This is a genomic window from Paradevosia shaoguanensis, assembly GCF_016801025.1.
Taxonomy (GTDB): Bacteria; Pseudomonadota; Alphaproteobacteria; order Rhizobiales; family Devosiaceae; genus Paradevosia; species Paradevosia shaoguanensis.
Genome location: NZ_CP068983.1, coordinates 933,519 through 960,503 on the forward strand (window position 1 = coordinate 933,519; position 26,985 = coordinate 960,503).

23 protein-coding genes and 1 pseudogene are annotated in these 26,985 nt (G+C 64.1%); 13 read left to right on the plus strand and 11 right to left on the minus strand.

The annotated features are described in order from the left end of the window. Positions 1-33: 33 nt before the first annotated feature. A complete protein-coding gene (locus tag JNE37_RS04300; protein WP_182398270.1) occupies positions 34-669 on the minus strand; it encodes a GNAT family N-acetyltransferase in 636 nt (211 codons plus the stop codon). A 254-nt stretch (positions 670-923) separates the two neighbouring features. Here JNE37_RS04300 and JNE37_RS04305 point away from each other — a divergent pair, with 254 nt between their 5' ends. Further along, positions 924-1,658 (plus strand): GntR family transcriptional regulator, encoded by a 735-nt coding sequence (locus JNE37_RS04305; RefSeq protein ID WP_203065423.1) that lies wholly within the window; start codon positions 924-926, stop codon positions 1,656-1,658. A gap of 23 nt (positions 1,659-1,681) precedes the next feature. Next, positions 1,682-2,422: a sugar isomerase domain-containing protein gene (locus JNE37_RS04310; protein WP_052152271.1), complete on the plus strand. Its 741-nt coding sequence runs from the start codon at positions 1,682-1,684 to the stop codon at positions 2,420-2,422. 571 nt (positions 2,423-2,993) lie between these two features. Here the strand turns inward: JNE37_RS04310 and JNE37_RS04315 are convergent. From JNE37_RS04315 to JNE37_RS04325, 3 genes are all read right to left on the minus strand, one after another. Further along, a complete protein-coding gene (locus JNE37_RS04315; RefSeq protein WP_203065424.1) occupies positions 2,994-3,818 on the minus strand; it encodes a sugar phosphate isomerase/epimerase family protein in 825 nt (274 codons plus the stop codon). Beyond that, entirely contained in the window at positions 3,815-4,984 is a 1,170-nt protein-coding gene (locus JNE37_RS04320) for a dihydrodipicolinate synthase family protein (protein ID WP_203065425.1), read from the minus strand. The genes JNE37_RS04315 and JNE37_RS04320 overlap by 4 nt, the downstream gene beginning before the upstream one ends. Before the next feature lie 158 nt (positions 4,985-5,142). After that, the gene (locus tag JNE37_RS04325; protein ID WP_203065426.1) at positions 5,143-6,294 is read right to left on the minus strand and encodes a Gfo/Idh/MocA family protein; all 1,152 of its coding nucleotides are present in this window, start codon (positions 6,292-6,294) and stop codon (positions 5,143-5,145) included. A gap of 116 nt (positions 6,295-6,410) precedes the next feature. Here JNE37_RS04325 and JNE37_RS04330 point away from each other — a divergent pair, with 116 nt between their 5' ends. Beyond that, positions 6,411-7,103, plus strand: a complete 693-nt coding sequence (locus JNE37_RS04330; protein WP_203065427.1) for a TetR/AcrR family transcriptional regulator — start codon at positions 6,411-6,413, stop codon at positions 7,101-7,103. Between the two features lie 247 nt (positions 7,104-7,350). On the opposite strand, the gene JNE37_RS04335 is transcribed toward JNE37_RS04330, so the two are convergent. Continuing rightward, positions 7,351-8,295 (minus strand): LysR family transcriptional regulator, encoded by a 945-nt coding sequence (locus JNE37_RS04335; RefSeq protein WP_203065428.1) that lies wholly within the window; start codon positions 8,293-8,295, stop codon positions 7,351-7,353. A gap of 378 nt (positions 8,296-8,673) precedes the next feature. Between JNE37_RS04335 and JNE37_RS04340 the strand changes: the two genes are divergently transcribed. From JNE37_RS04340 to JNE37_RS04365, 6 genes are all read left to right on the plus strand, one after another. Then, positions 8,674-9,963, plus strand: a complete 1,290-nt coding sequence (locus tag JNE37_RS04340) for an ABC transporter substrate-binding protein (RefSeq protein ID WP_035091743.1) — start codon at positions 8,674-8,676, stop codon at positions 9,961-9,963. A 4-nt stretch (positions 9,964-9,967) separates the two neighbouring features. Then, positions 9,968-10,921, plus strand: coding sequence for a carbohydrate ABC transporter permease (locus tag JNE37_RS04345; protein WP_035032269.1), 954 nt, complete (start codon positions 9,968-9,970; stop codon positions 10,919-10,921). A gap of 106 nt (positions 10,922-11,027) precedes the next feature. Further along, positions 11,028-11,798 (plus strand): carbohydrate ABC transporter permease, encoded by a 771-nt coding sequence (locus JNE37_RS04350; RefSeq protein WP_246513638.1) that lies wholly within the window; start codon positions 11,028-11,030, stop codon positions 11,796-11,798. A 157-nt stretch (positions 11,799-11,955) separates the two neighbouring features. Beyond that, positions 11,956-12,960 (plus strand): Gfo/Idh/MocA family protein, encoded by a 1,005-nt coding sequence (locus JNE37_RS04355; protein WP_203065429.1) that lies wholly within the window; start codon positions 11,956-11,958, stop codon positions 12,958-12,960. Beyond that, a complete protein-coding gene (locus tag JNE37_RS04360) occupies positions 12,957-14,051 on the plus strand; it encodes a Gfo/Idh/MocA family protein (protein ID WP_203065430.1) in 1,095 nt (364 codons plus the stop codon). Before JNE37_RS04355 ends, JNE37_RS04360 begins: the two co-directional genes overlap by 4 nt. Continuing rightward, positions 14,048-15,130, plus strand: coding sequence for an ABC transporter ATP-binding protein (locus JNE37_RS04365; RefSeq protein WP_203065431.1), 1,083 nt, complete (start codon positions 14,048-14,050; stop codon positions 15,128-15,130). The genes JNE37_RS04360 and JNE37_RS04365 overlap by 4 nt, the downstream gene beginning before the upstream one ends. Before the next feature lie 164 nt (positions 15,131-15,294). Here the strand turns inward: JNE37_RS04365 and JNE37_RS04370 are convergent, their stop codons facing one another. Further along, the gene (locus JNE37_RS04370) at positions 15,295-16,269 is read right to left on the minus strand and encodes an aldo/keto reductase (protein ID WP_203065432.1); all 975 of its coding nucleotides are present in this window, start codon (positions 16,267-16,269) and stop codon (positions 15,295-15,297) included. Positions 16,270-16,537: 268 nt separating this feature from the next. Here JNE37_RS04370 and JNE37_RS04375 point away from each other — a divergent pair, with 268 nt between their 5' ends. Beyond that, positions 16,538-18,121 (plus strand): aminotransferase class V-fold PLP-dependent enzyme, encoded by a 1,584-nt coding sequence (locus tag JNE37_RS04375; RefSeq protein WP_203065433.1) that lies wholly within the window; start codon positions 16,538-16,540, stop codon positions 18,119-18,121. 52 nt (positions 18,122-18,173) lie between these two features. Next, positions 18,174-18,959: a 2-oxo-tetronate isomerase gene (gene otnI, locus JNE37_RS04380; protein ID WP_203065434.1), complete on the plus strand. Its 786-nt coding sequence runs from the start codon at positions 18,174-18,176 to the stop codon at positions 18,957-18,959. A gap of 1,064 nt (positions 18,960-20,023) precedes the next feature. Here the strand turns inward: otnI and JNE37_RS04385 are convergent. Beyond that, positions 20,024-20,776 carry a pentapeptide repeat-containing protein gene (locus JNE37_RS04385; RefSeq protein ID WP_203065435.1) on the minus strand — a complete coding sequence of 251 codons (753 nt, stop codon included), beginning with the start codon at positions 20,774-20,776 and terminating at the stop codon, positions 20,024-20,026. Further along, on the minus strand, positions 20,773-21,483 hold the full coding sequence (locus JNE37_RS04390; protein ID WP_156046343.1) for a hypothetical protein: 711 nt from the start codon (positions 21,481-21,483) through the stop codon (positions 20,773-20,775). The genes JNE37_RS04385 and JNE37_RS04390 overlap by 4 nt, the downstream gene beginning before the upstream one ends. A gap of 120 nt (positions 21,484-21,603) precedes the next feature. On the opposite strand from JNE37_RS04390, the gene JNE37_RS04395 reads away from it, so the two are divergent. Next, on the plus strand, positions 21,604-22,137 hold the full coding sequence (locus tag JNE37_RS04395) for a thermonuclease family protein (protein ID WP_052015205.1): 534 nt from the start codon (positions 21,604-21,606) through the stop codon (positions 22,135-22,137). Between the two features lie 73 nt (positions 22,138-22,210). On the opposite strand, the gene JNE37_RS04400 is transcribed toward JNE37_RS04395, so the two are convergent. Continuing rightward, a complete protein-coding gene (locus JNE37_RS04400) occupies positions 22,211-24,010 on the minus strand; it encodes a pyrroloquinoline quinone-dependent dehydrogenase (RefSeq protein ID WP_035032283.1) in 1,800 nt (599 codons plus the stop codon). 146 nt (positions 24,011-24,156) lie between these two features. After that, on the minus strand, positions 24,157-24,756 hold the full coding sequence (locus tag JNE37_RS04405; RefSeq protein WP_052015206.1) for a QcrA and Rieske domain-containing protein: 600 nt from the start codon (positions 24,754-24,756) through the stop codon (positions 24,157-24,159). 200 nt (positions 24,757-24,956) lie between these two features. Between JNE37_RS04405 and JNE37_RS04410 the strand changes: the two are divergent. Beyond that, a pseudogene (locus tag JNE37_RS04410) lies at positions 24,957-26,311 on the plus strand (IS1380-like element IS1247 family transposase). A 186-nt stretch (positions 26,312-26,497) separates the two neighbouring features. Here JNE37_RS04410 and JNE37_RS04415 read toward each other — a convergent pair. Continuing rightward, positions 26,498-26,863, minus strand: a complete 366-nt coding sequence (locus tag JNE37_RS04415; RefSeq protein WP_203065436.1) for a hypothetical protein — start codon at positions 26,861-26,863, stop codon at positions 26,498-26,500. Positions 26,864-26,985 lie beyond the last annotated feature (122 nt).

Consider the following 26,985-nt stretch of genomic DNA (forward strand, 5'->3'; position numbering starts at 1 on the left):
ACGGGGCGGCCGCGCCTGTAGACAACTGCCTGGCTAGAGCTTGGTGACCATATAGAGCGAGCCCGCCGGCAGGTCGTCGGCGACCAGCCGCTCGAAGCCGAGCCGCTCGTAAAAGCGCGTGGCGCCGGTGTTTTTCGGATCGACACCCAGATGCATGCCCTCGATCCGGCGCGTGGCAAACTGCGCCATGAGGAAGCGCAGCGCGGTGGTACCCAGCCCCTTGCCCTGCGCCGCCGGCAGCAGGTCGATATGGGCGTGGGCCGGGTAAGCGTGGAGCGATTTGGGGAAGACATAGCGCGGGTGGTGGATCAGGCGTCGCGCCCAGTCGCTGCCGCGCCATTGACGCATGTCCGGCCCTGGATCGGCCACCTTGGTGCGCAGCGCCTTGTACCAGGTCTCCTCGATGACGCTGTAAAACCGCTGCGTATTGGGCGCCCCCAGCACATAGCCGCAGGCACCGTGATCGGGATGCTCGATGATGAACGAGAAGAGCGGCTCGATGGCCTGGTAGGGCAAGGCGTAAATGGCCCCGATCAGGATCGGATCATCCTCGCGCGCGCTGGCGTCCTTGCCGGCGTCGCCGGTCTTGAGACAGATCATGGCGAGCGCATCCTGATCGTCGTCGCGCGCCTGCCGCAACGTGAAACCACCGCCCAAATCCAGCGCCATAAGGCAAATCCTCCACAGGGGTCCATTTCATAGCCCATCGCGGGCAGCGCGGTAATCGTGATTAGTTCCAGACCTGCGTCCGGGCCAATTGGTGCGCTTCCTCCAACCATTCTCACACCCCTCAGAATCGAGAACGGCTAAGCCGCCGACAATGCGGGGAAATCCGGAGAAAGTGTGATGGAAACCAAAAACAGACCGCTGTTGAGCAGCGGCGTGGCTGGTTCTATAGTCCCGAGGGGGATCGGGAGGAAATCATGGATTTCTACGCTGCCGTTGGCGGTCGCCTGGCGAAGGAGCATGGCCCCCTGGCCAGTCGGCTGCGCAATGCCTTTGCAGCCGCCTTCGAGGATGGGCTGCTGGTCGCCGGCTCCGCACTTCCGGCCGAGCGCGAGATGGCCGAAGGGCTGGGCGTATCGCGCTCGACACTGCGCCAATGCCTCAAGGAACTGGGCAATATGGGCCTCGTCAGCACGCGGCCGGGCGCCGGCACGGTGGTGAGCGGGCGCATCCACAAGGCACTGAGCCAGCTCTCCGGCTTTACCGAGGACATGAAACTGCGCGGGCTCGTTGCCAGTTCCACCGTGCTCGAACGCACAATAGGCCCCGTCCCGCACGATACCGCCTTTCGCACCAGCCTGCCGCTCGGCACGCTGACCATGACGCTGGTGCGCCTGCGCAAGGCCGGCGGGGAAACGCTCTGCTACGAGCGTGCCGTCGTGCCGATTTCGGCGGTCGGGGAAGACTACGACGGCACCGGCTCGCTCTACGAGCGCATGGACCTGCGCAATGGCCGGCCGCGCCGTATCCTGCAGAGTCTCAAGGCCATCGAGGCATCGCCCGAAGTCGCAGGGCTCCTCGGCGTGCGGCCGAACTCGGCGGTGCTCGAAATTACGCAGGTAGGCTACAGCGCGGACGGTTCCGCGGTGGAGGATGCGGTGAGCTGGTATCGCGGCGACCGCTATCAATATGTGGGCGAGATCAAGGGCTGAGACGGCAGCTTCGGGGGGAAGCGTTGAGCCAGATTAGGGAGAGTTTTCGCGACCGGATCGTCGAGATCCTGGATCGCATCGTTGCGGACCAGGAAGGGTCGCTCAATGCCGCGCGCGAGGCAGTGGTTGCCGCGCTCGAGGCCAACAGGCTGGTCTATGTCGCCGGCTCGGGGCATTCGCATATCCTGGCCGAAGAGGTCTATTATCGCGCCGGCGGCATCGCCGCCGCGCAGGCCGTGCTCGACCCCAACCTCATGCTGCATACGGGCGCCCGCCGCTCGACGCTGCTGGAGCGCGTGGAAGGCTATGCCGAGGTGATCCTCTCGGACTATCCGATCGGGGAAGGCGACGTGATCTTCATCGCCTCCAATTCGGGCCGTAACGCCTATCCGATCGAGCTGGCCCTCATCGGCAAGGAACGCGGCGCGACAACCATCGCCATTACCTCGCTCGAACATTCACGCCGCACCACTTCGCGCCACACCACCGGCAAGCGCCTCTTCGAGGTGGCGGACATCGTCATCGACAATTTCGGCGTCTATGGCGACGCCGCCGTCGCCATCCCCGGCCGCCCGGAACGGATGGCCCCAACCTCGACGATCTCGGGCGTCTTCATCCTCAACGCCATCATGGCCGAGGCGGTGGCCGAACTGGCCGAGCGCGGAATCATGGTGGACGTCTACAAGAGCGCGAACATGCAGGGCCAGGAAGCTGCGGCCGAGGCGATGATCAAACGCTGGCAGAGCAGGATCAAGGGGCTTTAGGCGGGCTGGCGAGCGACACAGACCGGAGAGGGCGACCATCTTGAGCCCATCCGGGCCAGCCTCATCTCCATACTGCCCCTACAGCCTCTTCTTCACCACACCGCCATACTTCCCCGGGCGAAGACCCGGGGCCCACGGATGGCGCCACTCATGTCGATGGGGGCAATAGGCCCCGGCTCTACGGCCGGGGAAGTTCCGTGCGGGTGGAGAGCTTCGGGTATTTTGGGGAAGGAGACCCCGCCTCAGCAAACCGTCTCAAACCGCTCCACACACGTCCTGACCACCTCATCCCCGGGCCGTTTCCACCAGTTCTCGGTGGAAAATATCTCCATCTCCTGCGGGCCGTGATGGCCAGCGACCTCGATCATCGACACCCCTCCGAGCCAACCCATCTCCCCACGGCCCCTACAGCCTCTCCCTAACCCCACCCCCTTACTTCCCCGGGCGAAGACCCGGGGCCCACGGATGGCGCCACTCATGTCGATCGGTGCAATAGGCCCCGGCTCTACGGCCGGGGAAGCTCCGTGTGGGTTGCAAGCTGCGAACTTTACCGCACCCGAGCGACAAGCTCTCAGCAAACCGCCTCAAACCGATCCACACACGTCTTCACCACCTCATCCCCGGGCCGTTTCCACCAGTTCTCGGTGGAGAAAATCTCCACTTCCTGCGGTCCGTGATAGCCGGCGGCCTCGATCATGGTGCGGATGGCCTTGAGGTCAATGACGCCGTCCCCCATCATGCCGCGATCGTTGAGCATGTCGCGGGTGGGCACGAGCCAGTCGCAGATATGGTGGGCGAAGATGCGCTTCATGCGCCCTGCCCGCGCGATTGCCGAGGCGAGATTGGGGTCCCACCAGACGTGGTAGACGTCGATGGCCACGCCCACCGTTTCCCCGAGCGTTTCGCAGATGTCGAGCGCCTGATCGATGGTGTTCACGCAGGCGCGGTCGGCCGCGTACATCGGGTGCAGCGGCTCGATGGCGATGGGGATGCCGGCGGCGCGGGCATGCGGCACGATGGCGGCGATGCCGTCGGCCACCATTTTTCGCGCTTCGACGATATCCTTCGAGGAACCGGGCAGGCCACCAACTACCAGAACGAGGCAATCGGCGCCGAGCGCGGCAGCCTCGTCTACGGCGCGAAGGTTGTCCTCGATGCGCTTCTGGCGATCGGCGGCGTCGATGCCGGGGAACATGCCCCCGCGACAGAGGCCGGTGACCCGCAGGTTGTTGGCCTTGACGATGCGGGCCGCTTCATCAAGGCCGATGGCTGCCACCTGGTCGCGCCAGGGGGAGATGGCGGTGATGCCGTGACGCAGACACCCGTCGACGGCTTCGGCAAAACCCCAGGCGCCGCGCGTGGTGGCGAGGTTCATCGAGAGCTGGCCCTTGCTCATGACGCCACCCCGTTGACGGCAAGGACGCGCTTCATGCGCTCGACGGCGAGGTCCGGGTCGGCGAGGACGCGGGCCTTGTCGGCGAGGCGGAAAAGTTCGCTCAGATGCTGGAGCGAGCGGGTGCTCTGCTGGCCGCCGATCATGGCGAAATGGTCCTGCAGGCCATTGAGATAGGCGAGGAAGACCACGCCGGTTTTGTAGAAGCGCGTCGGCGCCGCAAAGATGTGGCGCGAGAGCGGGACGGTGGGTTCCAGCAGTTCGAAGAACTCGTTCTCGCTGCCTTTGCCCAGCGCCGAAAGAGCGGCCGAGGCGGCGGGGGCGATGGCGTCGAAGATGCCGAGCAGGGCGTCCGAATGCCCCGCATCGTCGCCGGCAATGAGTTCGGCATAGTTGAAATCGTCGCCCGTATACATGCGGACCGTCTCGGGGAGACGGCGGCGCATGGAGATTTCCTTTTCCTTGGAGAGAAGGGAGATCTTGATGCCGTCGACCTTGTCGGCATGGGTGGCGATGACGTCGAGGCAGGTTTCCATGGCATCGAGGTGATCGGGCGAACCCCAATAGCCGGCGAGCGCCGGATCGAACATTTCGCCCAGCCAGTGGATGATGACCGGCTGCTTCACCTGGGTGAGGATGCGGGCATAGACCTTGACGTAGTCGTCCGGGCTCTTGGCAGCAGCGGCGAGAGCGCGGCTGGCCATGAGGATGATGCGGCCACCCTGCCCTTCGACGAACCCGATCTGCTCCTCATAGGCGGCGATGATGTCATCGATGGTGACATCGGGGCCGGGAATGAGGTGGTCGGTGCCGGCGCCATAGGCGATGAGCGAGTCCTTTCGCGTACGGGCCTCGGCTTGCGAGCGGCGGATCAGTTCCTGGGCCTCGGGCCAGCCCAGGCCCATGCCACGCTGGGCGGTATCCATGGCTTCGGCGACGCCCAGACCCAGATCCCAGAGGCGGTGGCGGAAGGCGAGGGTCCGGTCCCAATCGATGGCCGGGGTGAGCCAGGGATCGTTGGACGCCAGCGGGTCAGCGACGACGTGCGCGGCGGCGAAGGCGATGCGCGGGAAGTCGGTGGCGGCGTGGCGGATGTAGGGGATCGGGGTGCCGGTGAGGGTGTAGGGCGCGATGGTGCGGTCGGGGGTGGGGAGCGAGATTTTAGCCATGGGCCACCCCCCTCCCATCCTCCCCCGCAAGGGGGGAGGTGCCTATCGCGTTTGTGGTGCGCGCAACGCGCAAGCAACTGGATCGAAACACCTCCCCCCTTGCGGGGGAGGCTGGGAGGGGGGTTGGCCACATGCTCGAAAACTGCATCCTGCCCTCCTCAAATATCGAGCGCCGGCACGTCAAGCCAGCGGCGTTCGGCCCACGATTGCAGCCCGAGCGCCGCCAGCTGCACGCCCTTGGCGCCGGCATCGAGCCCGAATTCCCACGGCGCATCCTCGGCGACGTGGCGCAGGAACATTTCCCACTGGGTCTTGAAGCCGTTGTCGACCGGCCAGTTATTGGGGACTTCCTCCCAGGAAGCGAAGAAATCGATGGGCTGGGGAATGTCGGGGTTCCAGACGGGCTTGGGCGTATTGACCCGATGCTGGCTCCAGCACTTCTGCAGGCCCGCCACGGCCGAGCCGTGGGTGCCATCGACATGGAAGGTGACCAGGTCGTCGCGGCGGACGCGGGTGGTCCAGCTCGAGTTGATCTGGGCGATGACGCCGCCTTCGAGCTCGAACGTGGCATAGGCCGCATCGTCCGTGTCGGCCTTGTAGCGCTGGCCCTTCTCGTCGACGCGCTCGGGAATGTGGGTGGCGCCCAGGCAGGAAACGGCCTTGACCTCCCCGAAGAGGTTATCGAGCACGTAGCGCCAGTGGCAGAGCATATCGAGGATTATGCCGCCGCCATCGGCCTTGCGGTAGTTCCACGAGGGGCGCTGGGCGGGCTGCCAGTCGCCCTCGAACACCCAATAGCCGAACTCGCCGCGCACCGAGAGGATTTTGCCGAAGAAGCCGGAATCGCGCAGCAGCTTGAGCTTCATCAGGCCGGGCAGGAACAGCTTGTCCTGCACGACGCCGTGCTTGACGCCCGAGGCCTTGGCCTTCCTGGCCAGCGCCACGGCGACGTCCAGATCGTCGGAGATCGGCTTTTCGCAATAGACGGCCTTGCCGGCGTCGATGGCCTTTTCGATCAGGCTTGCCCGCATGAGCGTGGTGCCGGCGTCAAAGAAGATGTGGTCATCCGGATTAGCGAGGGCCGCGTCGAGATCGGTCGACCAACGGGCGATGTTGTGGCGCTGGGCGATGCGCGAAATCTTGTCGGCGTCGCGGCCCACGATGATGATGTCGGGCACCAGGCGATCGCCGTTCGCAAGCGTCACGCCGCCCTGGTCGCGGATGGCAAGGATGGAGCGAACCAGGTGCTGGTTGTAGCCCATGCGTCCCGTAACGCCATGCATGATTAGCCCGATCCGACGCTCAACCATCCGCTTCCTCCCGCATTGTCTGGTTGTAACCACTTGGTTACTTAGATACACATCGCTAGAGTGACGCGTCAAGCCCGCGGCTTTCCGGTGGGAAAGGCGGCAAGAAGGACAAGTGAATGACGCAGGGACAGGCCGAAACGGCGCCGGTAACGCGCAGGCGCAAGGGCGCTACGCCAGCAACGCCGCGGCCGCGCGATGCCGAAAAGACCAAGGCGCTGATCCTCAAGGCGGCACGGGACGAATTCTGCGAGCAGGGCTTCAATGGCGCGCGCGTGGACGCCATCGCGGCGCGGGCCAAGGCCAACAAGCGCCTGCTCTACCACTATTACGGCAACAAGGAAGCGCTCTACAGCGCCGTGCTGCTAGACGCCTATCGCGAGATCCGGCAGGGCGAAAAGCAGCTGACGCTGAGCCAGTACGACCCCGTCGAAGCGGTGGACCGCATGGTCCGCTTCACCTTCCGGCACTTCCTCGCCAATCCGTGGTTTCCCCGACTATTGGCCGTCGAGAACCTGCAGAACGGGCGCTTTCTTAAGCAGATCGAGGACATCCCGGCGCTGCATTCCCCGCTAGTGGCCGAACTGCGCGAAATCCTGCGGCGAGGCGGGGAATCGGGCGCCTTCCGCGCCGATGTCGACCCGATGCAACTCTACATCTCCATTGCCGGCCTCGGCTATTTCTACGTCTCGAACATGACGACGTTGTCGGTGATTTTCGGGCGGGATCTGAGCCAGTTCGCGCTGATCCAAGAGCGCGAAGCGCAGGCCGTGCAGATGGTGCTGGATTACCTGCGCACGCGGCGGCCGTAGGGAGTTGGCCGGGATGAATTTTAGCTATCGACTCCATCCCGTACGCACCTACCCACCTTTCTTTCCCCACCACCGCACTTCCCCGGCCGCAGAGCCGGGGCCCACGGATACCTCCACTCGAGTGGAGCGGTGCAATAGGCCCCGGGTCTTCGCCCGGGGAAGTAAGAGGTGGGGCGTGCTGCGATGGAGCCGGGCGCCCTACACCCCTGCTCCACCCACTCCACTACTCCGCCCACGCGCTTCCCCCTCACGCCACCTCCCCCAACGGCGGCAACACTGTCGCTGCGCGCACCCGCAGCGCCTCGATCAACTGCGCCACGCGCGGCTCACTTGCCCGCTCCGTCAGCACGTAGACGCCGATCTTGCTCTCGCGCGTCGCGTCCGTCACCGCGATGCGGCGCAGGCCGCGGCGGACGAATTCCTCAGCCATCACATCGGTATGCCCGATCACCGCATCGGTGCTCTCCACATATTCGAGGCAGGCGGTCAACGAGTTGGAGGCGAAGATGTATTTGCCCTGCTCGAACGGCGTGCTGCCCGCCGGCGAGCGGCTCCAGGTTTCGAAGAAGCGCTGGTGGCGGGTCTCGGGCAATGAACTGGTGACCGCCGGATAAGCCTCGATTTCGGCGATGCTGCGTGGGCGATCGAGCAGCGGATGGCCTGGCCTCACGAAATAGCCGTGCCCGACGGTGGTCAGTGGCACGAAGCGCGCGCCGGTGCTGGGGCTGAGACCCGCGATCTCGTGGGCGGCGAAAAGCGAGATGTCGCCACTCAGTAGCTGATCCATGCAGCGCAGTTGGTTGCCCACGCTCACATGGATGCCGGCATTGGGGTATTTGCGCGAATAGTCGATGACGAAATCGCGGATGAAGACCGTCCACCAGGAATAGCCGGTGCCGATGCGCAGGCCCTCCTCGGTGCGCCCCCGCTGCTGGGCGAGGGCATCGAGCGTGTTGTCGTAGAGCCGGCGCATCAGCCGGGCGTTGCGGTAGAGCGTTTCGCCGTATTCGGTGAGCTCCACCCCGCGCGGCGAGCGGATGAGGAGCGGCACGCCCATATTCTCCTCGAGCTTGCGCATGTTGAAGGTGAGTGTGGGCTGGGTGACCAGCAGGGCGGTCGCCGCGCCGCTGATCGTGCCGGCCTCGGCGACCGCGAGAAATTGATTGAGCAGCTTGTCCACCGCAGGCTCCATAGATTTCTTCTATATTGAGCAGGCTATTTCGTATTTTCCTTTTGATCCAGACTGGATCAAGCTCCCTGCAACACGGATGGAACCGGGCAGCGAGACGCCCGGAGGCAGTCAGGGAGGGCTGCGCCAGAGGCTCCGTGCGGAGAGGGCTCTTGCCGCCGCCCAATCTGCCATACAAGATGGTTGCTCCGCCGAAGCCCATATGCCATGTTGTAACCGCTTAGTTATTTAGCGATGCCGTTTGCGGTGTATGCGGCATGAAGTAGAGCCGGTATCGTTTGCATACGGCCGGATTATGTAACTAACTGGTGATTTACGGCGGGGAGGCTGTGAATCCGGGTGTTTCAGAGAAAACGCCTCAACCGTTTGGGAGGAAACCGAATGACCATACGTATCGACAGGCGCCAGTTCCTGATGGGCAGCACTGCCCTGCTGGCTGCCGGGGCCGTGGGAGTTGGCCCGGCACTGGCGCAGGACACGCGCATGCGCCTCATCTTCTGGGGCAGCCAGGCACGCGCCGACCGCACCAACGGGGTGACGGACCTTTTCGAAAAGGCCAATGCCGGCACCACCATCGACACCGAGTTCCTGGCCTGGAACGATTACTGGCCCAAGCTCGCCACGCAGACTGCCGGCGGCAATGCGCCCGACGTCATCCAGATGGATTACCGCTATATCGTGGAATACGCCAAGCGCGGCGCCATCGCCCCGCTCGACGATCTCTCCACCCAGCTCGCCCTCAAGGATTTCGACCAGGACCAGATCGATGGCGGCAAGGTCGATGGCAAGCTCTATGGCATCAGCCTGGGCGCCAATTCGGTGGCCCTGATCGTCAATACCGCCGCCTTCCAGGAAGCGGGCGTCGACGTGCCGGGCCCGGCCACGACCTATGAAGACCTCAAGACCATTGGCGAGGCGTTCAAATCCAAGAACGTGCGCGGCGGCATGAAGGCCTTCCAGGATGGTTCGGGCGTCGAACCGGCCCTTGAAAACTGGCTGCGCCAGCAGGGCAAGGCGCTCTATACCGCCGACGGCAAGCCCGGCTTCACCGCCGAGGACCTGACCGCCTGGTTCCAGCTCTGGGCAGACCTGCGCGATGCCGGCGTCATCGTTTCCGCCGACGAGCAGGCGCTCGATACCGGCCCGCTCGAGCAGACCATGGTCAGCCTGGGCAAGGCCGCGGTGACCTTCGCCAACTCCAACCAGCTCGTGGCCTTCCAGGCCATCAACAAGGACAAGCTGACCCTCGCCAACTTCCCGCGCCTCACCGCGGACAGCAAGGGCGGGCATTACCGCAAGCCCTCCATGTTCTGGTCGATCAGCGGCTCTTCCGCCATCAAGGACCGGGCGGCCGAGTTCGTCGGCTTCTTCGTCAACGATCCGGAAGCGGGCAAGGTTCTGGGCGTAGAGCGCGGCATCCCCTGCTCGGCCGCTGTGCGCGAGGCTATCACCCCCACGCTCGATGAAGGCAGCCAGATCGCCCTCAAGTTCGTGTCGGGCCTGGGCGACCTGCTCGGGCCGCTGCCGCCCTCCCCGCCGGCCAATGCCGGTGAAGTGGCGACCGCGCTCCTGACCAAGAGCCAGGAAGTGGCCTTCGGCCAGCAGAGCCCGACGGATGCCGGACCGGCTTTCTTCCAGGAAGCCTCCGAAATCCTGAGCCGCGCCGGCTGATCGCATGACGACGCGCTCCTTTGGCGAAACCATCACCACGGCGCCCAAGGAGCGCAGCCCCGCCCGTTCGACCTGGCAAAGGCTCTGGTCGGCCAACGGGCCGGGCTATCTCTTCCTGCTTCCGTGGTTCATCGGTTTCTTCGGGCTGACGGTCGGGCCGATCCTGTCGTCCTTCTATCTCAGCTTCACCGATTTCAACTTGCTCAACCCGCCCAAATGGGTGGGTCTGGCCAACTACACCCGCATCTTCACGGCCGATCCCAAGTTCGTCCAGTCGATGCGGGTGACCTTCTTCTTCGTGGTGTTCTCGGTGCCGCTCAAGCTCGCCTTCGCCCTTGGCGTGGCGCTGCTGCTCAATCGCGGCATGAAGGGCCTGCCGCTCTATCGCGCCGTGTTCTACCTGCCGTCGCTCCTCGGCGCGAGCGTTGCCATCGCCGTGCTCTGGCGCCAGCTCTTTGCCGGCGACGGCGTGGTCAACGATTTCCTCGCCCTTTTCGGCATTCAGGGGCCGAGCTGGATTTCCAACCCGCGCTTCTCGCTCTGGACGCTGATCATCCTTTCGATCTGGCAGTTCGGCTCGCCCATGATCATCTTCCTCGCGGGCCTGAGGCAAATCCCCCAGGACATGTATGAGGCGGCGAGCCTCGACGGCGCCAGCAAATGGCGACAATTCTGGAAGATCACGCTGCCGCTGCTGACGCCCGTCGTCTTCTTTAACGCGGTGATCCAGACCATCGAGGCGTTCAAGAGCTTCACCCCTGCCTTCATCATCTCGGGCGGCACGGGCAATCCGATCAATTCGACGCTCTTTTACACCCTCTACCTCTACCAGGAGGCCTTCGGTTTCTTCCGCATGGGCTACGCTTCGGCGCTCGCCTGGATCCTGCTGGCCATCGTTGCGCTCTTCACGGCCTTCTCGTTCCTGACGTCAAAGTATTGGGTGCACTATGACGACTGATGTGCATCGCCTCACCGTCGTTACCGAGGAAACCGGCTTCACCCGCTTCCGTCGCCGCTTCGGCTCGGTCATCGCCCATACGCTGCTGGTGATCGCCTCGATCATCATGCTCTATCCGCTGCTGTGGATGCTTTCGGCCTCGTTCCGGCCGACGGACGAGATCTTCAATTCCGGGCTCTGGCCGTCCGAGTTCAGCCTCGACGCCTATTTCCGCGGCTGGAAGGGGCTCAAGGTCAGCTTCGGCACCTTCTTCCTCAACTCGTTCATCATCTCGATTCTCTCGATCGCGGGGAACGTGTTCGCCTGTTCGCTGGCGGCCTTCGCCTTCGCCCGGCTGGAGTTCAAGGGCCGCAAGTTCTGGTTCGCCATGATGCTGGGCACGCTGATGCTGCCCTACCAGGTGACGCTCATCCCGCAATATGTGCTGTTCCTCAACCTCGGCTGGGTCAACAGCTTCCTGCCGCTGGTCGTGCCGAAATTCCTGGCCTCGGACGCCTTCTTCATCTTCCTCATGGTGCAGTTCTTCCGGGGTATTCCCAAGGAGCTGGACGAGGCGGCGATGATGGATGGCTGCTCGCCCTGGCGCATCTACTGGAAGGTCATGCTGCCGCTCTCCCAGCCCGTGCTGGCGACCGCCGCGATCTTCACCTTCATCTGGACCTGGGACGATTTCTTCGGGCCGCTGATCTATCTCAACGACATGCGCCAATACACGGTGACGCTGGGGCTGCGGACGTTCGTGGATTCGACCGCGGAATCCGATTGGGGCGGGCTCTTCGCCATGTCGGTGCTCAGCCTCGTGCCGGTCTTCCTGTTCTTCCTCTTCTTCCAGCGCCTGCTGATCGAAGGGATCGCGACGACGGGGATGAAGCGGTGAGTGCCGTGCCTCGGTCCACCCCCACCCCTGCCCCCTCCCCGCAAGGGGGAGGGAGATTTGCCGGCTCGATATCGCCCCATCGTCTCCTCCCCCCTTGCGGGGGAGGGACAGGGTGGGGGGTGAGCCACCACCACAATCCCATCTTCCCGAGCATCCCATGACCATCAAATTCGCCGCCATCGGCATCAATCACGGTCACATCTACGGCCAGTGCGACCTGCTCCTGCGGCAGGGCGCGGAGCTCGTGGCTTTCCATGCCATCGAGGACGACCTGGCCCAAGCTTTCGCCGCAAAATACCCGCAGGCGAAGCGCGTCGCCGACAAGGCCGCCATCCTCGAGGACAAGGACATCGCCCTCGTCCTCACCTCGGCCATCACCAGCGAGCGCGCCGGCATCTCCATCGAGGCCATGCGCCACGGCAAGGACGTGATGAGCGACAAGGCCGGCATGACCACCTTCGCCCAGCTCGATGAGTTGAAGCGCGTGCAGGCCGAAACCCAGCGCATCTATTCGATCTGCTATTCGGAGCATTTCGAGACGCGCTCGACCGTCAAGGCGGGCGAACTGGTCCGCGCCGGCGCCATCGGCGAGGTCGTCAATACCGTCGGCCTCGGGCCGCATTCGCTCAACAACCTGGCCCGGCCGAAATGGTTCTTCGAGCGGGCAAAGTATGGCGGCATATTGTGCGATATCGCCTCGCACCAGTTCGAGCAGTTCCTGTTTTTCGCCGACACACTGGACGTGGAAGTCGTTTCCGCTTCCGTGGCCAACCGGCACAATCCGCAGACGCCGGAATTGCAGGACGTGGGCGACGTGCACCTCAGGTCGCCGCGCACCACCGGCTATATCCGCGTGGATTGGTTCACGCCCAAGGGCCTGCCGACCTGGGGCGACGGGCGCCTGACGATCCTGGGCACCGAGGGCTATATCGAGCTGCGCAAATATATCGACATTGCCGGCCGTCCCGGCGGGGATCACCTCTTCCTCGTCGACCGGAACGGCGTGCAGCATATCGATTGCTCGGGCGTCGACCTGCCCTATGGCCGCCAGCTCATCGCCGATATCCGCGACCGCACGGACACCGCCATGACCCAGGCACATTGCTTCAAGGCGATGGAACTCGCCCTCACCGCCCAACAAATGGCCGAGGCCAATTCATGACAAACGAAATCAAGACAGTCGCGGTCGTCGGTTGCGGCATCGGCCGCTCGCACCTCATCGAGGGCTACGTGCCCAATGCCGACAAGTACAAGGTCGTGGCCCTCTGCGACCTCAACCCGGAACGGCTCAACGCCGTGGCCGACGAATTCAGCATCGAGGGGCGCTATACCTCGTTCGACGAGCTGCTCAAAACCGATGTCGAGATCATCGATATCTGCACCCCGCCCATGGTGCATTACAGCCAGATCATCGCGGCGCTCGACGCCGGCAAGCACGTGGTCTGCGAAAAGCCGCTGGTGGGCTCGCTCGCCCAGCTCGACGACATCGTCGCCGCCGAGAAGCGCGCCAAGGGCAAGCTCATGCCGATCTTCCAGTATCGCTATGGCGACGGCATCGAGCAGGTGAAGAAGATCATCGATTCCGGCCTCGCCGGCACGCCCTATATCGCCACCGCTGAAACGCTCTGGAAGCGCACGGCCGAATATTACGCCGTGCCGTGGCGCGGCAAGTGGGCAACGGAACTGGGCGGCGTGCTCATGACCCACGCCATCCATATCCACGACATCGTCACCTATCTCATGGGCCCGATCGCCGGCCTCTTCGGGCGCGTGGCCACGCGCGTCAACGATATCGAGGTGGAAGACTGCATCTCGGCCTCGTGCGAACTCGAAAGCGGCGCGCTGGCCTCGCTGACGGCGACGCTCGGCAGCCAGGAAGAAATCAGCCGTATCCGGCTGGCCTTTTCCAACGTCACCTTCGAGAGCGATCACGAGCCCTATTCGCCGGGCGGCAAGCTCTGGCGGATCATTCCGGCTTCGCCCGAAGTGCAGGCGCAGATCGATGCGCTCCTCGCCAACTGGCAGCACGTGCCGCCGCGCTTCCAGACGCAGATGGCGCGTTTCCATGATGCCCTGATGGGCCGCGGGCCGGTGCCGGTGACCTCGGCGGATTCGCGCCGGGCGCTCGAAATCGTCACCGCCTTCTACCACTCCTCGGAAACCCATACCGAAGTGCGGCTGCCGATCCCGGCCGATCACCCGAAATACAAGAGCTGGGTGCCGGCACAGTTCCGGCAGGAGGCGGCGCAATGACGACGAGCCTTGCCCTCAACAAGATCGTCAAATCCTATGGCGACTTCGAAGTCGTCCACGGCGTCGATCTCGATATCGAGCCGGGCGAGTTCGTGGTCTTTGTCGGCCCTTCGGGCTGCGGAAAGTCGACGCTGCTGCGCATGATCGCCGGGCTGGAGCCGATCACCGGGGGCGACCTCGTCATCGATGGCGAACGCATGAACGAGGTGCCGCCGGCCAAGCGCGGCATCGCCATGGTGTTTCAGTCCTATGCGCTCTATCCGCATATGAGCGTCTATCAGAACCTCGCCTTCGGCCTCGAGACGGCGCGCGTGCCCAAGGCCGAGATCGAGGTGAGGGTGAAGCGCGCCGCGCAGATCCTGCGCATCGAGCCGCTCTTGCAGCGCAAGCCCAAGCAGCTTTCGGGCGGCCAGCGCCAGCGCGTCGCCATCGGCCGCGCCATCGTGCGCGAGCCCCGCATCTTCCTTTTCGACGAGCCGCTCTCGAACCTCGATGCCGAGCTGCGCGTGCAGATGCGCGTCGAGATCGCCAAGCTCCACAACGACCTGGGCAACACCATGGTCTATGTGACCCACGATCAGGTCGAGGCCATGACCATGGCCGACAAGATCGTGGTGCTCAACGCCGGCAATATCGAACAGGTCGGCGCCCCGCTCGACCTCTACAACAACCCCAAAAACCTCTTCGTCGCCGGCTTCATCGGCTCGCCCAAGATGAACTTTTTGAAGGCGCAACTCGAAGGCTCGGACGGCCAGTCGATCAGCCTGAGCACCGCCGGCAGCAAGGTAACGCTCAACCGCGCCGGCGCTCAGGGGACCAATGGCGACGCCATGACCTTCGGCGTGCGGCCCGAGCATATCGGGGTCAACGAAAGCCAGGGCCTAAAGCTCGCCGACGTGCGCGTGGATCTCGTCGAACAACTGGGCGATTCCACCCTGCTCTATGCGTCGACCCAGGACGGTCAGCCGCTCACGATTTCACTCGAAGGCCAGCGCCGGCTGGAAACCGGTTCGACGGTAACGGCGTATGTGGACCCAGCCAGGTGCCACGTCTTCGCAGGGAACGGCGCGGCGATCTGAGGGGCACCTCTGCCTCACTGCACCCGCCCCACCCTTACTTCCCCGGGCGAAGACCCGGGGCCTATTGCACCCATCCGCGCGAGTGGAGATATCCGTGGGCCCCGGCTCTTCGGCCGGGGAAGTTCTGCGATGGGGAACGCGCAGCGCGAAATACCTACGCTGAGCTACCCATCCACCCCCGCCAACCTCCCCCAAAGCTCATCCGGCACCGCCACCCCGAACGCGCCCACATCCTCCCGCCACTGCGCCTCGCTCCTCGCCCCGATCACCACCGCCGCCACCGCCGGATGCCGCAGCGGGAATTGCAGCGCGGCAGCGCGAAGCGGCACGCCGAATTCGGCGCAAATGAGCTTGAGTCGGATCGCCCGGCGCAGCATCGTGCCGTCGACCGGCAGCCCGTCATAGGTCGCGCCCGGAATGGGGTTGGCGAGGATACCCGAGTTGAACACCCCGCCCACGATCACCGCCACGCCCTGCTCGCGACAGCGCGGCAGCAGGTCATGCGCGCTGCGGTCGAGCAGCGTGTAGCGGCCCGAGACCATGATGCAGTCGAAATCACCATAATCGAGGAAGCGGTGCAGCAGCCGCCACTGGTTCATCGCAACAGAAATGGCCCCGATCGCCCCCTCCTCTCGCAGCTTGTGCAGCGCCAGATAGGCGCCGGCCATGGCCGCCGCGAAGTGCTCGTCCGGATCGTGGATATGGACGACATCGAGCCGGTCGGTGCCCAGCCGCTCCAGGCTTTCCTCATAGGCGCGCATGGTGCCGTCATAGGAGAAGTCGAAGGCGGGCTCGAGCCGGTCGAGCACCTTGTAGACCGGCTGGCCCAGGGCATCGAAGGCGCCGGTATGGAACCGCGCGCCATGCAGGCGCTTGCCCACCTTGGTCGAAAGCACATACCGATCGCGCGGCATGCCCGCCAGCGCCTCGCGCAGTCGCGCTTCGGCCAGCCCGGCGCCCTCTGCGGGCGCCGTGTCGATCATGCGCGGCCCATCGGCAAGTGCCGCGGCCACCGTGCGCGTCACCTCATCGCCCGGCACCGGAAAATCGATATTGCCGAACGGAGCCGTGCCCAGCGCCAGCCGGGGAATGGACACGCCGCTTCTGCCGAGCGGCACCAGAGCATTCGGGTCGGACACGGCACACGGCCTCCGCTACGCAAGTCGGCTCAAAACTGCGAGGGGCGAACTGCCCAGATGGTCGGGCGGCCCGATAGCACATATGCCGGGCGAAGGATGGCCGCACTTGCGCGGATGCTTAACCCCGATTCAAGGACCTCGGCGACCGGCACGATGCGCAAATTGGATACATTTCCTGCAATGCATCGCTCTTTGAGTACAAATTGCTACGCTTATCCTCTAGCATAGCATTGCTTGCCCTGTTCCATACGAAGCGTAGAATGGGTGCATGGAAACACAATTCGTCATCGACCGCATTCGCAATGGCCTGATCGGCAAGGACAGCACCATTCCCGGTCCCTTCGGGCCGCGAAAGCTGGTTTATGCCGATTACACCGCCTCCGGGCGCTGCCTAGATTTCATCGAAAGCCGCGTGAGCGAGGTGGCTGCCCCGTTCTACGCCAATACCCATACCGAGACCTCCTATACGGGCCTCCAGACCACGCGTCTGCGTGAGGCGGCCCGCAAGGCGGTGCGCGAGGCCGTGGGTGCCGGCGAGCGGCATGCGGTGATCTTCTGCGGCAGCGGCGCCACCGCCGCCGTCCACAAGCTCGCCACCGCCTTCTGCGAGAACCGCGAGGGCGGCGCGCGGCCGACCGTGTTCATCGGCCCCTACGAGCACCATTCCAACGACCTGCCCTGGCGCGAGGCCGATGTCGATCTCGTGCGCATTCCGCTCGATGAGAACGGCCAGATCTGCCTCGGCACGCTCGCCGCCGCGCTTGAGCGCAGCCCTGCCGATGCCCCGCGCGTCGGCTCGTTCTCGGCGGCCTCCAACGTCACCGGCGTCAAGACCGACATGCGCGCGCTCGGCGCGCTGCTCAAGGCGCACGGCGCCTGGTTCTTCGCCGATTACGCCGCTGCCGGCCCCTATGTCGCCATCGACATGGAAGCCGATCAGGTCGATGCCATCTTCCTGTCGCCCCACAAGTTCGTGGGCGGGCCCGGCGCCTCCGGCGTGCTGGTGGCCGACAAGCGGCTCTTCGGCCGTCTGCCGACCGTCCCCGGCGGCGGCACCGTGGCTTACGTGACTGCCGACCATCATCGCTATGTGAGCGACACCGAGCGGCGCGAGGAAGCCGGCACGCCCAACGTGCTGGGCGATATCCGCGCCGGCCTCGCCTTCCAGCTCAAGGCCGACGTCACCCCCGCCGCGATCGAGGCGGCCGAGCATCGTGTCGTCGCCAAGGCCATGGCCGCCTGGCGCGCCAATCCCGCCATCGAGGTGCTGGGCCCCGCCGAGGCCGAGCGCCTGGCGATCTTCTCGTTCAATATCCGCGTCGGCGAGCACCTGCTGCATCCCAACCTGGTCGTGGCCCTGCTCAACGACCTCTTCGGCATCCAGGCGCGCGGCGGCTGCTCGTGCGCCGGCCCCTATGGCCACGAATTGCTGCACATCGATGCGGCGCGCGCCGAGAGCTACGAGGCACTGGTAGCCGATGGCTGCAGCCTCTTCCGCCCCGGCTGGGCGCGGCTGAGCTTCAACTATTTCATCGATGAGGCGGAAACCGACTTCATCATCGCCGCTGTCGATTTCATCGCCCGACGCGGCGTCGATTTCCTGCGCCTCTATCGCGCCGATCGCCGCAGTGGCCGCTGGACCTATGAGGGCAAGTCGACCGAAGCCGGGTTCGTGTTCGATGACCTCTGCGCTTGGCGCAAGCCGGGCAAGGCGGCAGAAGCCGGCGCGGCGCCCGATTTCGCCCAATGCCTCACCCGTGCCGAGGCGATTGCCGACGAAGCCCGGCAGGCGACGCCCTGTCAGCAGCCGGAGATCGGCGAGCCGGTGCGCTGGTTCGCTCTGGCGGGCTAGCGACGAAGACCGCGGGGGCGCTATATCGTAGCGCCCTCAGGAGCTTCGCGCCGTGCCCAGGTTTTCAGCCAACCTCTCGTTCCTCTACCCCGACCTGCCCTTCCTAGACCGCTTCGCGGCCGCGGCAGCGGACGGGTTTGCGGCCGTCGAATACATCTCGCCCTACGAGCACCCCAAGGAAACCATCGCCGCGCTGCTGCGCGAGAATGGGCTGACCCAGGCCCTTTTCAACTTTCCGGCCGGCAACTGGGCCGCCGGCGACCGCGGCCTCGCCTGCCATCCCGCCCGCATCGCCGAATTCCGTGCCAGCGTCACGCGCGCCCTCGACTATGCGCAGGCGCTTGGCTGCACCCGCCTCAACTGCCTCGCCGGCATCGCCGCGCCGGATGTCGACCACCTGCGGCTGGAAAAGACCCTCATCGACAACCTGACCTATGCCTCCGAGCGCTGCACCGCCGCCGGGGTGAAGCTCCTTATCGAGCCGATCAACAAGCGCGACATGCCGGGCTATTTCATCTCGACCACCAACCATGCCGAACGCCTCTTCGAGCTGGCCGGGCTCCCCAATCTCCACCTGCAATGCGACTTCTACCACCTGCAGATCATGCAGGGCGACCTGGTCCACACCTTCGCCCGGCTCAAACACCACATCGCCCACATCCAGATCGCCGATACCCCCGGCCGGCATGAGCCCGGCACCGGCGAAATCAACTACCGGTTCCTGCTCTCGGAGCTGGATCGGCTGGGCTATGACGGCTGGGTGGGGTGCGAATATCACCCGAGTTCGGGCAAAGGCGCAGATATCGGGTGGATGGCCGAGGTCGTGACGCGGCGGTAGGGTTGGCGGGGCAGGAACGCGGGTTACCCCAATGCGCGCTCGCTCTGGGGTCCAGAGGTGCTTTCTGGACGACCCGCGGCACCTCTCTTGGGGCCACCTACTGTGTCTCGCGCCCCTGCCCCATCACCGCACCGAATCCTCCCTCACTCCTCACTCCTCACTCCTCACTCCTCACTCCTCACTCCTCACTCCTCACTCCTCACTCCTCACTCCTCACTCCGCACTCTGCACTCTTCATTCCGCACTCTGCACTCCTCACTCCTAGTTCCCAACGCCCCACTCCTCACTCTCCCCACCACCAAACTTCCCCGGCCGCAGAGCCGGGGCCCACGGATACCTCCACTCGAGTGGAGCGGTGCAATAGGCCCCGGGGTCTTCGCCCGGGGAAGTTCCGCGTGGGAGGTGAGATGGGAAGAAAGCGAAGCTAGGAATGCAGAGAAGGAAACAAAGAAAAGGAAAGGAGAGGAGAGGAGAGGAGAGGAGAGGATTAGCCGCCCAACCGAAGCGACGCTTTCAGAGCAAACCCACTTCACGCCGCCGCACGCCGAAGACCACACGTTCGGAGCAAGGCCCACTTCGCAGACACCTTCGCACCGCCCCTCGCGCGCGTCAGACCAACACTCCCACTCACCCCACCACCGCGCTTCCCCGGCCGAAGAGCCGGGGCCCACGGATATCTCCGCCGAGTGGAGTGGGGTAACAAGCCCGGGCCCGCCCCCAATGGGGAAGTTCATGCGTGAGCGTGTGTGGGTTGCCAACAGCTAGCTAATCCAGCCTTCCACCCGCAAACTTATCCTCCCCCACGCCGCCCAAGCCACACTACCGACGCCGGGCCTTCGCCCTCACCGTAAAGGAGCCCCCGAGAAAACAATCCGCAAATTTCCACCCAATCCTGCGCAAAACCCGCACAAGATCGTCAAACAATGCTCGAATTTCATTCAAAATTTAACGATTTGCCACCAAGCGATCAGCGTAACAATAAACAAAATCAAACAGTTACGCCGATCACCAGCAGGAAAAGCGGCCCAAAAACCGCGAAAAACCGCGTATCGGGCTACCACCCACTAATTATGCCAGTTCCCGTCCGGCATCAGCGCGCCGTCGAACTTGGCATCCTCCGTCTTGGCATCCTTGAGGATGGCCGCGAGGAGCCGGGTGCCGGAAAGGTCAGCCCCGGTGAGGTCGGCGCCGCTGAGGTCGGCCCGCAGCAGGTCGGAGCCCTTGAGCACCGTCTTGGCGAAGTTGCCTTTGCTCAGCACCGCGTCGGTGAAGTCGGCGCCTTCGGCATTGCCGTCGCTGAGATCGAAGCGCTGCATCTTGACGCCCGAGAAGGTCGAGCCGCGCAGGTCCGCCCCGTGGGCCGAGGCGCCGGCGATGCGGGCATCCTCGAACTGGGAGAACGGCAGCACCGAGCCATCGAGCTTGAGGCCGCCCAGCAGCGCCCGGCGGAAGGTCACCCGCTGGCCCTTGGAGCCCGAGAGGTCGGCATTGTTGAGGGTGGCGCGGTAGAAGATGGTCTCGAAGGTATTGGTGTTGGTGAGGTTGGCCTTACTCAGGTTCGCCTGGGTGAAATCGGTGCGGGTCAGGTTGGCCCCGGTCAGCACGGCCCCGGTGAGGTCCGTGGTGTAAAAGTTGACGCCCGAGAGGTTGGCATCGGTGAGATCGACCCCTGCCAGCTTGCGGCGGCTGAGGTTGACATCGGTCAGGTCGCATTTCTGGCAGGCCTCGGTCTTGCCGGCGAGGAAATCCTCGCGGGTATCGGCAAAAGCGGCAGTGGGCAGAAGCGCCAGGACGACGAGGGCGAGCGCCAGCTTCATTGCGCCGCCTCCTCGGCCGAGACCGGCAGGGTGGCGTCGAACACTTCCCAGCGAGTCATGCTCTCGAACTGGCCGGGCATGAACATGCCCTGCATATCGACGCCCGTCTGCCCGGGACGACGGTAGACGTGCGCTTCCACGCGCACGCGCTTGCCGTCGATTTCCTTGCGGCAGACTTCGTTGACATACATGTCGCCCACCGGGGTGATGCCGCCGGTGGCCGGGCGCTTGAAGCAATCCCAGTCGTTGTTGCCGTAGAGGGCGTAGACGCGGAAGCGCAGCAGGTAGGCGCGGCCGCGATCCTCCAGTTCGGCGCGGGCATCGGTCACGGCGCGGAAGGCGCGCACGATGCCCTCGTCGTCAAAAAGCAGCGAGAGCACGACCGGGAAGTTGGCGATGCGCGTGCCGCCGAACTGCTGGATCCAGAGTTCCTCGTTGTACTCGTCGCGGAACATCTGGGAGAGGCGCTCGGTGCGGGTGCCGAACTCCACATAGACTTCGTGAAGGCCGTTGGCTTCCGGCTTGCACTTGGCAAAGTCCACCCAGCCGGTCAGCGGCTCGAGCGGGGGCCCACCATTGGAGCCACAGGCGAAGCCCTCATAGCCTTCGGTGGTCACGTCGGCAGCCTTCTGGCCGAGGCCCAGGGTGCGGAATTCAGGTTTGAACTCGACTGCACTCGCGGCGGCCGGCAAGGCGATTGCCGCCATAAAGGCAAATCCGATATTGCACATAAGTCGGCTTGGCCGAGCCGTCAGATTGTGCAGGGTTGAAGCCATGCACGACATCACGTCAAATCGTTTCACAGCCAACTCCTAAGGAAGACTACGATGAAATTGCGAACAGTTGCGGCGGGACTGACATTTGGCCTGATCGCCGGCATGGGCGCAAGTGCACCCGCCATGGCACAGCCCTTCGCCAGCGAGCCGCTGTTCGAGGAAACCGGTACGGCAACCGTGGTGGATGGGGACCATCTCGCCATCAACGGTCGCACAATCGGGCTTTGGGGAATCGACGCGCCGCTGCCGATCCAGCCGTGCATCAAGGACGGCAAGGAATTCGCCTGCGGGCGCGACGCCAAGGACAACCTGGAAAAGCTCGTGGCCAACCAGACCGTGGTCTGCAAGGAAGTCCGTGACACTGAAAACCTGCGCCGCCGCATGCTGCGCTGGGCGCGCTGCACCGTCGGTGATCTGGATCTGTCTGCCGAGCAGGCCCGACTAGGGATGGCCATTGCTCTTTCCGATCAATCGCAAGACTACGTCGCCCAGGAGGCGGAGGCCAAGGCTGCCAAGGTTGGTATCTGGTCAGCCGACGAATTCGAGAACCCGTCGGATTGGGAGTTCCGCATGAAGACCCAGTAACGGCGTCTTCTCAATTCTGGAAACCATAAAGCGGCCGGGTTTCCCCGGCCGCTCTTTTTTGTTCAATTCCAGCTTACTTCAGCGAGAACACGTAGAGGGCATCAGCCGGCACGAAGAACTCGGACTGCGGAGCAAGCTTCTTGTCCGCGGCAGCGGCGGCAGCACCGGCGAGAACCGCGATGTACTGCTTGCCATCAACCGAGTAGCTCATCGGCGGGCCACCAAGGGCGGTGCCGACGTTGTACGACCAGACTTCCTCGAGGCTGTTGGCGTCATAGGCATAGATGTTGCCGTTGGTGGACGAACCCCAGACGAGGTCGCCGCCGGTGGCGAGCATGCCGTTCAGACGACGCGGCATCAGGACCTTGGCCTTGGTTTCGCCGGTCAGCGGATCGATAGCCTTGACCGAACCACCGTTGAAGACGTCCGGCAGCTTGGTGCCTTCCGGAGCCGGCAGACGGCCGTTCCACTCACGCTGGGCCTTGACCACGTCGTATTCACCGCCCGTGATCGTCGGATTGGGAGCAGCTTCGGGCACATAAGCCGAGCAGCCTTCAGCCGAGGTCACGTAGAGCATCTTGGTGTTCGGGCTATAGGCAGCAGGCTGCCAGTTCTTGCCACCGCCAAGGGTCGGGCAGTAGATGCCGGGGGTGCCTTCACGCGAACCAACGGTACCAGCAACGTACTTCTGGAGCTGGGCCTTGGGATCGTATTCGAGCGGCTTGCCGGTCTTCGGGTCGATACCGGTGGTCCAGGTCAGGTCTTCCACATACTGCTTGGCGTAGGTCATGGCGCCATCGTTACGGTTGAAACCGTACATGAAGCCATTACGGGCAGCGCGGACGACCATCTTGGACGGCTTGCCATCGACGGTCACGTCGAGGAGCTGGTTGTCGCCGATTTCGTCGTAGTCGTAGGGATCGTTCGGGGTGAACTGGAAGTGCCACTTGATGGCGCCGTCCTTGGCGTCGAGCGCGAGAAGGCTCGAAGCGTAGAGGTTGTCACCCGGGCGGTATTCGGCGTCGATCTGCGGAGCCGGGTTACCCGTACCCCAATAGGTCATGCCGGAATCCGGATCATAGGAACCGGTCTGCCAGATGGAAGCGCCGCCGGTTTCCCAGGCGTTGCCCTGCCAGGTCTCGTTGCCGGGCTCGCCCGGGCCAGGAACGGTGAACGTACGCCAAGCGGGTTCGCCGGTCTTGAGGTCCATGGCTTCGAGCCAGCCGCGGATACCGTATTCACCGCCGGCCGGGCCGTAGATGGCCGTGTCGCCGACGACGAGCGGAGCACCGGTGAAGCTTTCGGCGCGGGCCTTGTCAGCCTGCTGCTTTTCCCAGTTGAGTTCGCCCGTGTCCTTGTTGATCGACATGACGCGGCCGTCCATGGTCAGGGCGATCACGTCGTCGTTCCAGAGGCCGATACCGCGGTTTTCAGCGCCGCAGCAGGTGGCGTCCGAAATCCACTGGCGGTCGACTTCAGGATCGTACTTCCATACGACCTTGCCGGTCTTGCCGTCGCGAACGTCGATCTTGTACACCACCGACCAACCGGTCTGGACGTACATGAAGCCATCTTCCACCAGCGGAGTGCCTTCGTTGCGGGCGCTGGCATAGCGGCCGCCGCGCGAGGCGTTGTCCAGGATGGTGGCGAACGACAGACCGAGGTCCTTGACCGTATCCTTGTTGATCTGGTCAAGCGGGCTGAAACGGTGGCTGTCATAGGTGCGGTGCACCATGAGCCAGTTGGCGTTTTCAGCCTCGCTGCCGGCGCCCAAGAGCCGTTCGGAGGTGGTACCGGCAGCACCAGCAGCAGCGCTCATCGCGAGCACGCTGGCGGTGGCCAGACCCGTCAGGAACAGATTCCTTTTTAGCATTTCCTCTTCCTCAGTGTTCTGGAATGCATTTTTGCGCTTACGGCTCCTAGACGGACCCTGCTCGCGTCTTCTTCTTGCGTGCACTAGACTTGCCCACTGCACGGGTGGTGTCAGTTCCGCCCGGGGTTTCCCCCGGGCGGTTGGCATCACATGGTTTCGTCACCGCCGATGCGGGAATCGAATTCTGCGGCAACGACGATCTTGCCGTCCTTCACCTCAAGGCCGAGCTGCGGGAGCTTGCGGCTTGCAGGGCCGAACAGTACGGCGCCGTTGTTCTTGGCATCGAAGTGCGAACCGTGGCACGGGCACTCGATGGTGTTTTCCTCGGGGATCCAGTTGGTCGCCTCGCACCCGGCATGGGTGCAGATGATCGAATAGGCGAGCACGCCTTCGGCCGAGAGCTTCTTGGCATCGTCCGAGAGATCAGCCGGCTCGTAATGGACGAGCAGCAGGCCGTTCTCGAAATCGCTCGAGCGCACGACGCCATCGGGCGACATGGCGAAAGCCTGGATCGGCTTCTTGCCGACGCCGACGTCTTCCGGGGTCAGGGCCTTGGGATCACCCTTGGTGCGCACCAGGAAATCGCCGACCTGCGGACGCATATCCTCGGGGGCCTGGGCGAAGGCGACGCCGCCCGACACGGCCACGCCACCGAGCGCGGCCATGCCCTTGAGCATGGTGCGGCGCTGCATGGCGGCCTGTGCGCAGGCGCAAAGACCGTTATTGTTCTGTTTGTTCTCTGACATGATAACTCCTCGAAACTTCGAAGCCGTAGCGGCGTTGGCTTATGGGGCGGGGCAAGCGGCCAGCGTGCCCTTGGGCCCGTCGCCATCGAGTACCGAAAGCGTCAACCCCACATTTCCCAAGTAAGGCGCTGATTTCGCTGTCCTGACCATTATATTTCCTATATAAAACATGGTGTTGAAGGCTGCGAGGGGCGCGTTTCATGGATCACCCAGAGGGTGCGGGCTTGCAACGGGCAGATCGGGTGGATTTCGACCCTCGCGTGCGGCTGGAATTTCGCGGCACGCAGCTCAGTTCCGACGGCGGCCTTCTGGTGATGCGCGAGCTTGATGACGCGCTCGGGTTGTCCGATTTGGCGTCAGCGGCGCTGCGCGATACTCGCTCTGGCAAGAACACGGTCCATCGGCTCGACGGCCTGTTCCGGCAATCAGTCTTTGGGCGGCTGGCCGGATACGAGGATGTCAACGACGCCAACCGTCTCGCCTGCGATCCGGTCATGCGCCAAGTTGTCGGCGGCAGAGCGGTCGATGCACAAGCGGCCTCGGCATCGCAGATGGGACGGTTCGAGACCGAGACGCTGGCTCTGGCCGGGAACCGTGCCGCGCTGGCCGACCTGAACGGGCAATGGATCGACCGGTTCCATGACCGTAACGGGCTGAAGTACATCGTTCTGGACATGGACGCTCGGTCAGCCCGACCCATGGCGACCAGGAAGGGTCCGCCTGGAATGGCCATTTCGACTGTAGCTGCTATCACCCCAACTTTCTGTTCAACCAGTTCGGGATGCTGGAACGCTGCGCCCTGCGCCATGGCAACGTCCACAGCGCCGATGGCTGGCGTGATGTTCTCGACCCCGTCATTGCGCGCTACGCGGAGCGCGACCTTGGTGGCAGGTTCTTCCGGGCCGATGCTGCCTACGCGATCCCGGCGATCTATGAGCGATTGGAAGAAGCGCGGTTCTTCTACGCCATCCGGCTGCCCGCAAACGCGGTCCTCAAGGACAAGATCGCGCATCGGCTAACGCGCCCTGTCGGGCGGCCGTCACTGACCAAGGTCAAGCGGTTCTTCGAGGAATTCGAGTATCAGGCGGCGTCCTGGGACAAGGAACGCCGGGTGATCGCCAAGATCGAATGGCATCCGGGCGAACTGTTCCCGCGTTTCGGCTTCATCGTCACCAACCTGCCGATGGAGCCGGACTGGGTGGTGCGGTTCTACAACCAGCGCGGCACCGCCGAGCAGCACATCAAAGAGGGCAAATACGCCTTTCGCTGGACGCGGCTGTCGTGCCGGAAGTTCCGCGACAATGAGGTGCGGCTGCAACTGCACGCCCTGGCGTACAACCTGGCCACCTTCTTGCGCTGCATCGAGCTGCCCGAGGCCATGGCCGACTGGTCGTTGACCAGCCTGCAACTGAAGCTGATCAAGATCGGGGCACGTGTGGTCCGTCACGCCCGCACCATCACCTTCCAGCTGGCCGAGGTCGCTGTCACCGGCACGATGGTACGCGCCATCCTCGCCGCTATCCGCCGATTGCGAGCGCCACCGCTATGCGCATGATCGCGATCCACGCTCAAACTGAACGAAAGCGGCTGGACAGATCTGTCCGCTGCGCTGAAAAACGCCGCCCCTGGGCAAGGAAACAGCGGCTTCGCGGTCTGATCCGTCCAGATCCAGCAGTCTGCGCGACCGCAGGTGCCGCTTGCGGCAGAAAATCCTTGTCTAGCGCTCGGATACAGGCGATCTTCACCTCAAACGACACGCCACTTGGGGAATGCAGGTCAACTTGTCTTCGGCAGCATTGTGGACGATCAACAACTTGCCCGGCACGGCCTCTTCATGGCCGGCTTCGCAAGAAATATCGGCCTCCCAAGCCTTGTTGGCGGGGTCATCAGACTTACCGTCAGCAATGGCGAGGAAGGGGCAGACGGCATCGCCGCTCAGCACGTGTTCAGGCGTTACGGCGACAACTTTGCCGCCCGGGATGTCGCTGGCCTTCGCCGCCGTCGCACATCCAGCGGCCGAGCCGTAGATCTGCTCAATAGGCAACTCGGCTGCTGCGACCGCAGAGGTCATCAGCAGGCCACACAACATAGTCCAGGCAATTTTCATTAGCTTACTCCTAACCGCTTGAGTGGGGGCCAAGCGGGATTGGACCCCGGAGGGTCCGACTAACGCAAATGACGCCATTTTTCCCCGCATAGCCATCAAAGTACATCATTGGAATTGCTTAT

Coding starts and splice junctions, on each gene's coding strand:
- JNE37_RS04345 (WP_035032269.1), top strand. CDS start 9,968: ATGACGACGCGCTCCTTTGGCGAAACCATCACCACGGCGCCCAAGGAG.
- JNE37_RS04330 (WP_203065427.1), top strand. CDS start 6,411: ATGACGCAGGGACAGGCCGAAACGGCGCCGGTAACGCGCAGGCGCAAG.
- JNE37_RS04300 (WP_182398270.1), bottom strand. CDS start 669: ATGGCGCTGGATTTGGGCGGTGGTTTCACGTTGCGGCAGGCGCGCGAC.
- JNE37_RS04395 (WP_052015205.1), top strand. CDS start 21,604: ATGAAATTGCGAACAGTTGCGGCGGGACTGACATTTGGCCTGATCGCC.
- JNE37_RS04415 (WP_203065436.1), bottom strand. CDS start 26,863: ATGAAAATTGCCTGGACTATGTTGTGTGGCCTGCTGATGACCTCTGCG.
- JNE37_RS04325 (WP_203065426.1), bottom strand. CDS start 6,294: ATGGTTGAGCGTCGGATCGGGCTAATCATGCATGGCGTTACGGGACGC.
- JNE37_RS04320 (WP_203065425.1), bottom strand. CDS start 4,984: ATGGCTAAAATCTCGCTCCCCACCCCCGACCGCACCATCGCGCCCTAC.
- JNE37_RS04400 (WP_035032283.1), bottom strand. CDS start 24,010: ATGCTAAAAAGGAATCTGTTCCTGACGGGTCTGGCCACCGCCAGCGTG.
- JNE37_RS04390 (WP_156046343.1), bottom strand. CDS start 21,483: ATGGCGGCAATCGCCTTGCCGGCCGCCGCGAGTGCAGTCGAGTTCAAA.
- JNE37_RS04375 (WP_203065433.1), top strand. CDS start 16,538: ATGGAAACACAATTCGTCATCGACCGCATTCGCAATGGCCTGATCGGC.
- JNE37_RS04405 (WP_052015206.1), bottom strand. CDS start 24,756: ATGTCAGAGAACAAACAGAACAATAACGGTCTTTGCGCCTGCGCACAG.
- JNE37_RS04305 (WP_203065423.1), top strand. CDS start 924: ATGGATTTCTACGCTGCCGTTGGCGGTCGCCTGGCGAAGGAGCATGGC.
- JNE37_RS04365 (WP_203065431.1), top strand. CDS start 14,048: ATGACGACGAGCCTTGCCCTCAACAAGATCGTCAAATCCTATGGCGAC.
- JNE37_RS04385 (WP_203065435.1), bottom strand. CDS start 20,776: ATGAAGCTGGCGCTCGCCCTCGTCGTCCTGGCGCTTCTGCCCACTGCC.
- JNE37_RS04350 (WP_246513638.1), top strand. CDS start 11,028: ATGCTCTATCCGCTGCTGTGGATGCTTTCGGCCTCGTTCCGGCCGACG.
- JNE37_RS04355 (WP_203065429.1), top strand. CDS start 11,956: ATGACCATCAAATTCGCCGCCATCGGCATCAATCACGGTCACATCTAC.
- JNE37_RS04315 (WP_203065424.1), bottom strand. CDS start 3,818: ATGAGCAAGGGCCAGCTCTCGATGAACCTCGCCACCACGCGCGGCGCC.
- JNE37_RS04360 (WP_203065430.1), top strand. CDS start 12,957: ATGACAAACGAAATCAAGACAGTCGCGGTCGTCGGTTGCGGCATCGGC.
- JNE37_RS04340 (WP_035091743.1), top strand. CDS start 8,674: ATGACCATACGTATCGACAGGCGCCAGTTCCTGATGGGCAGCACTGCC.
- JNE37_RS04335 (WP_203065428.1), bottom strand. CDS start 8,295: ATGGAGCCTGCGGTGGACAAGCTGCTCAATCAATTTCTCGCGGTCGCC.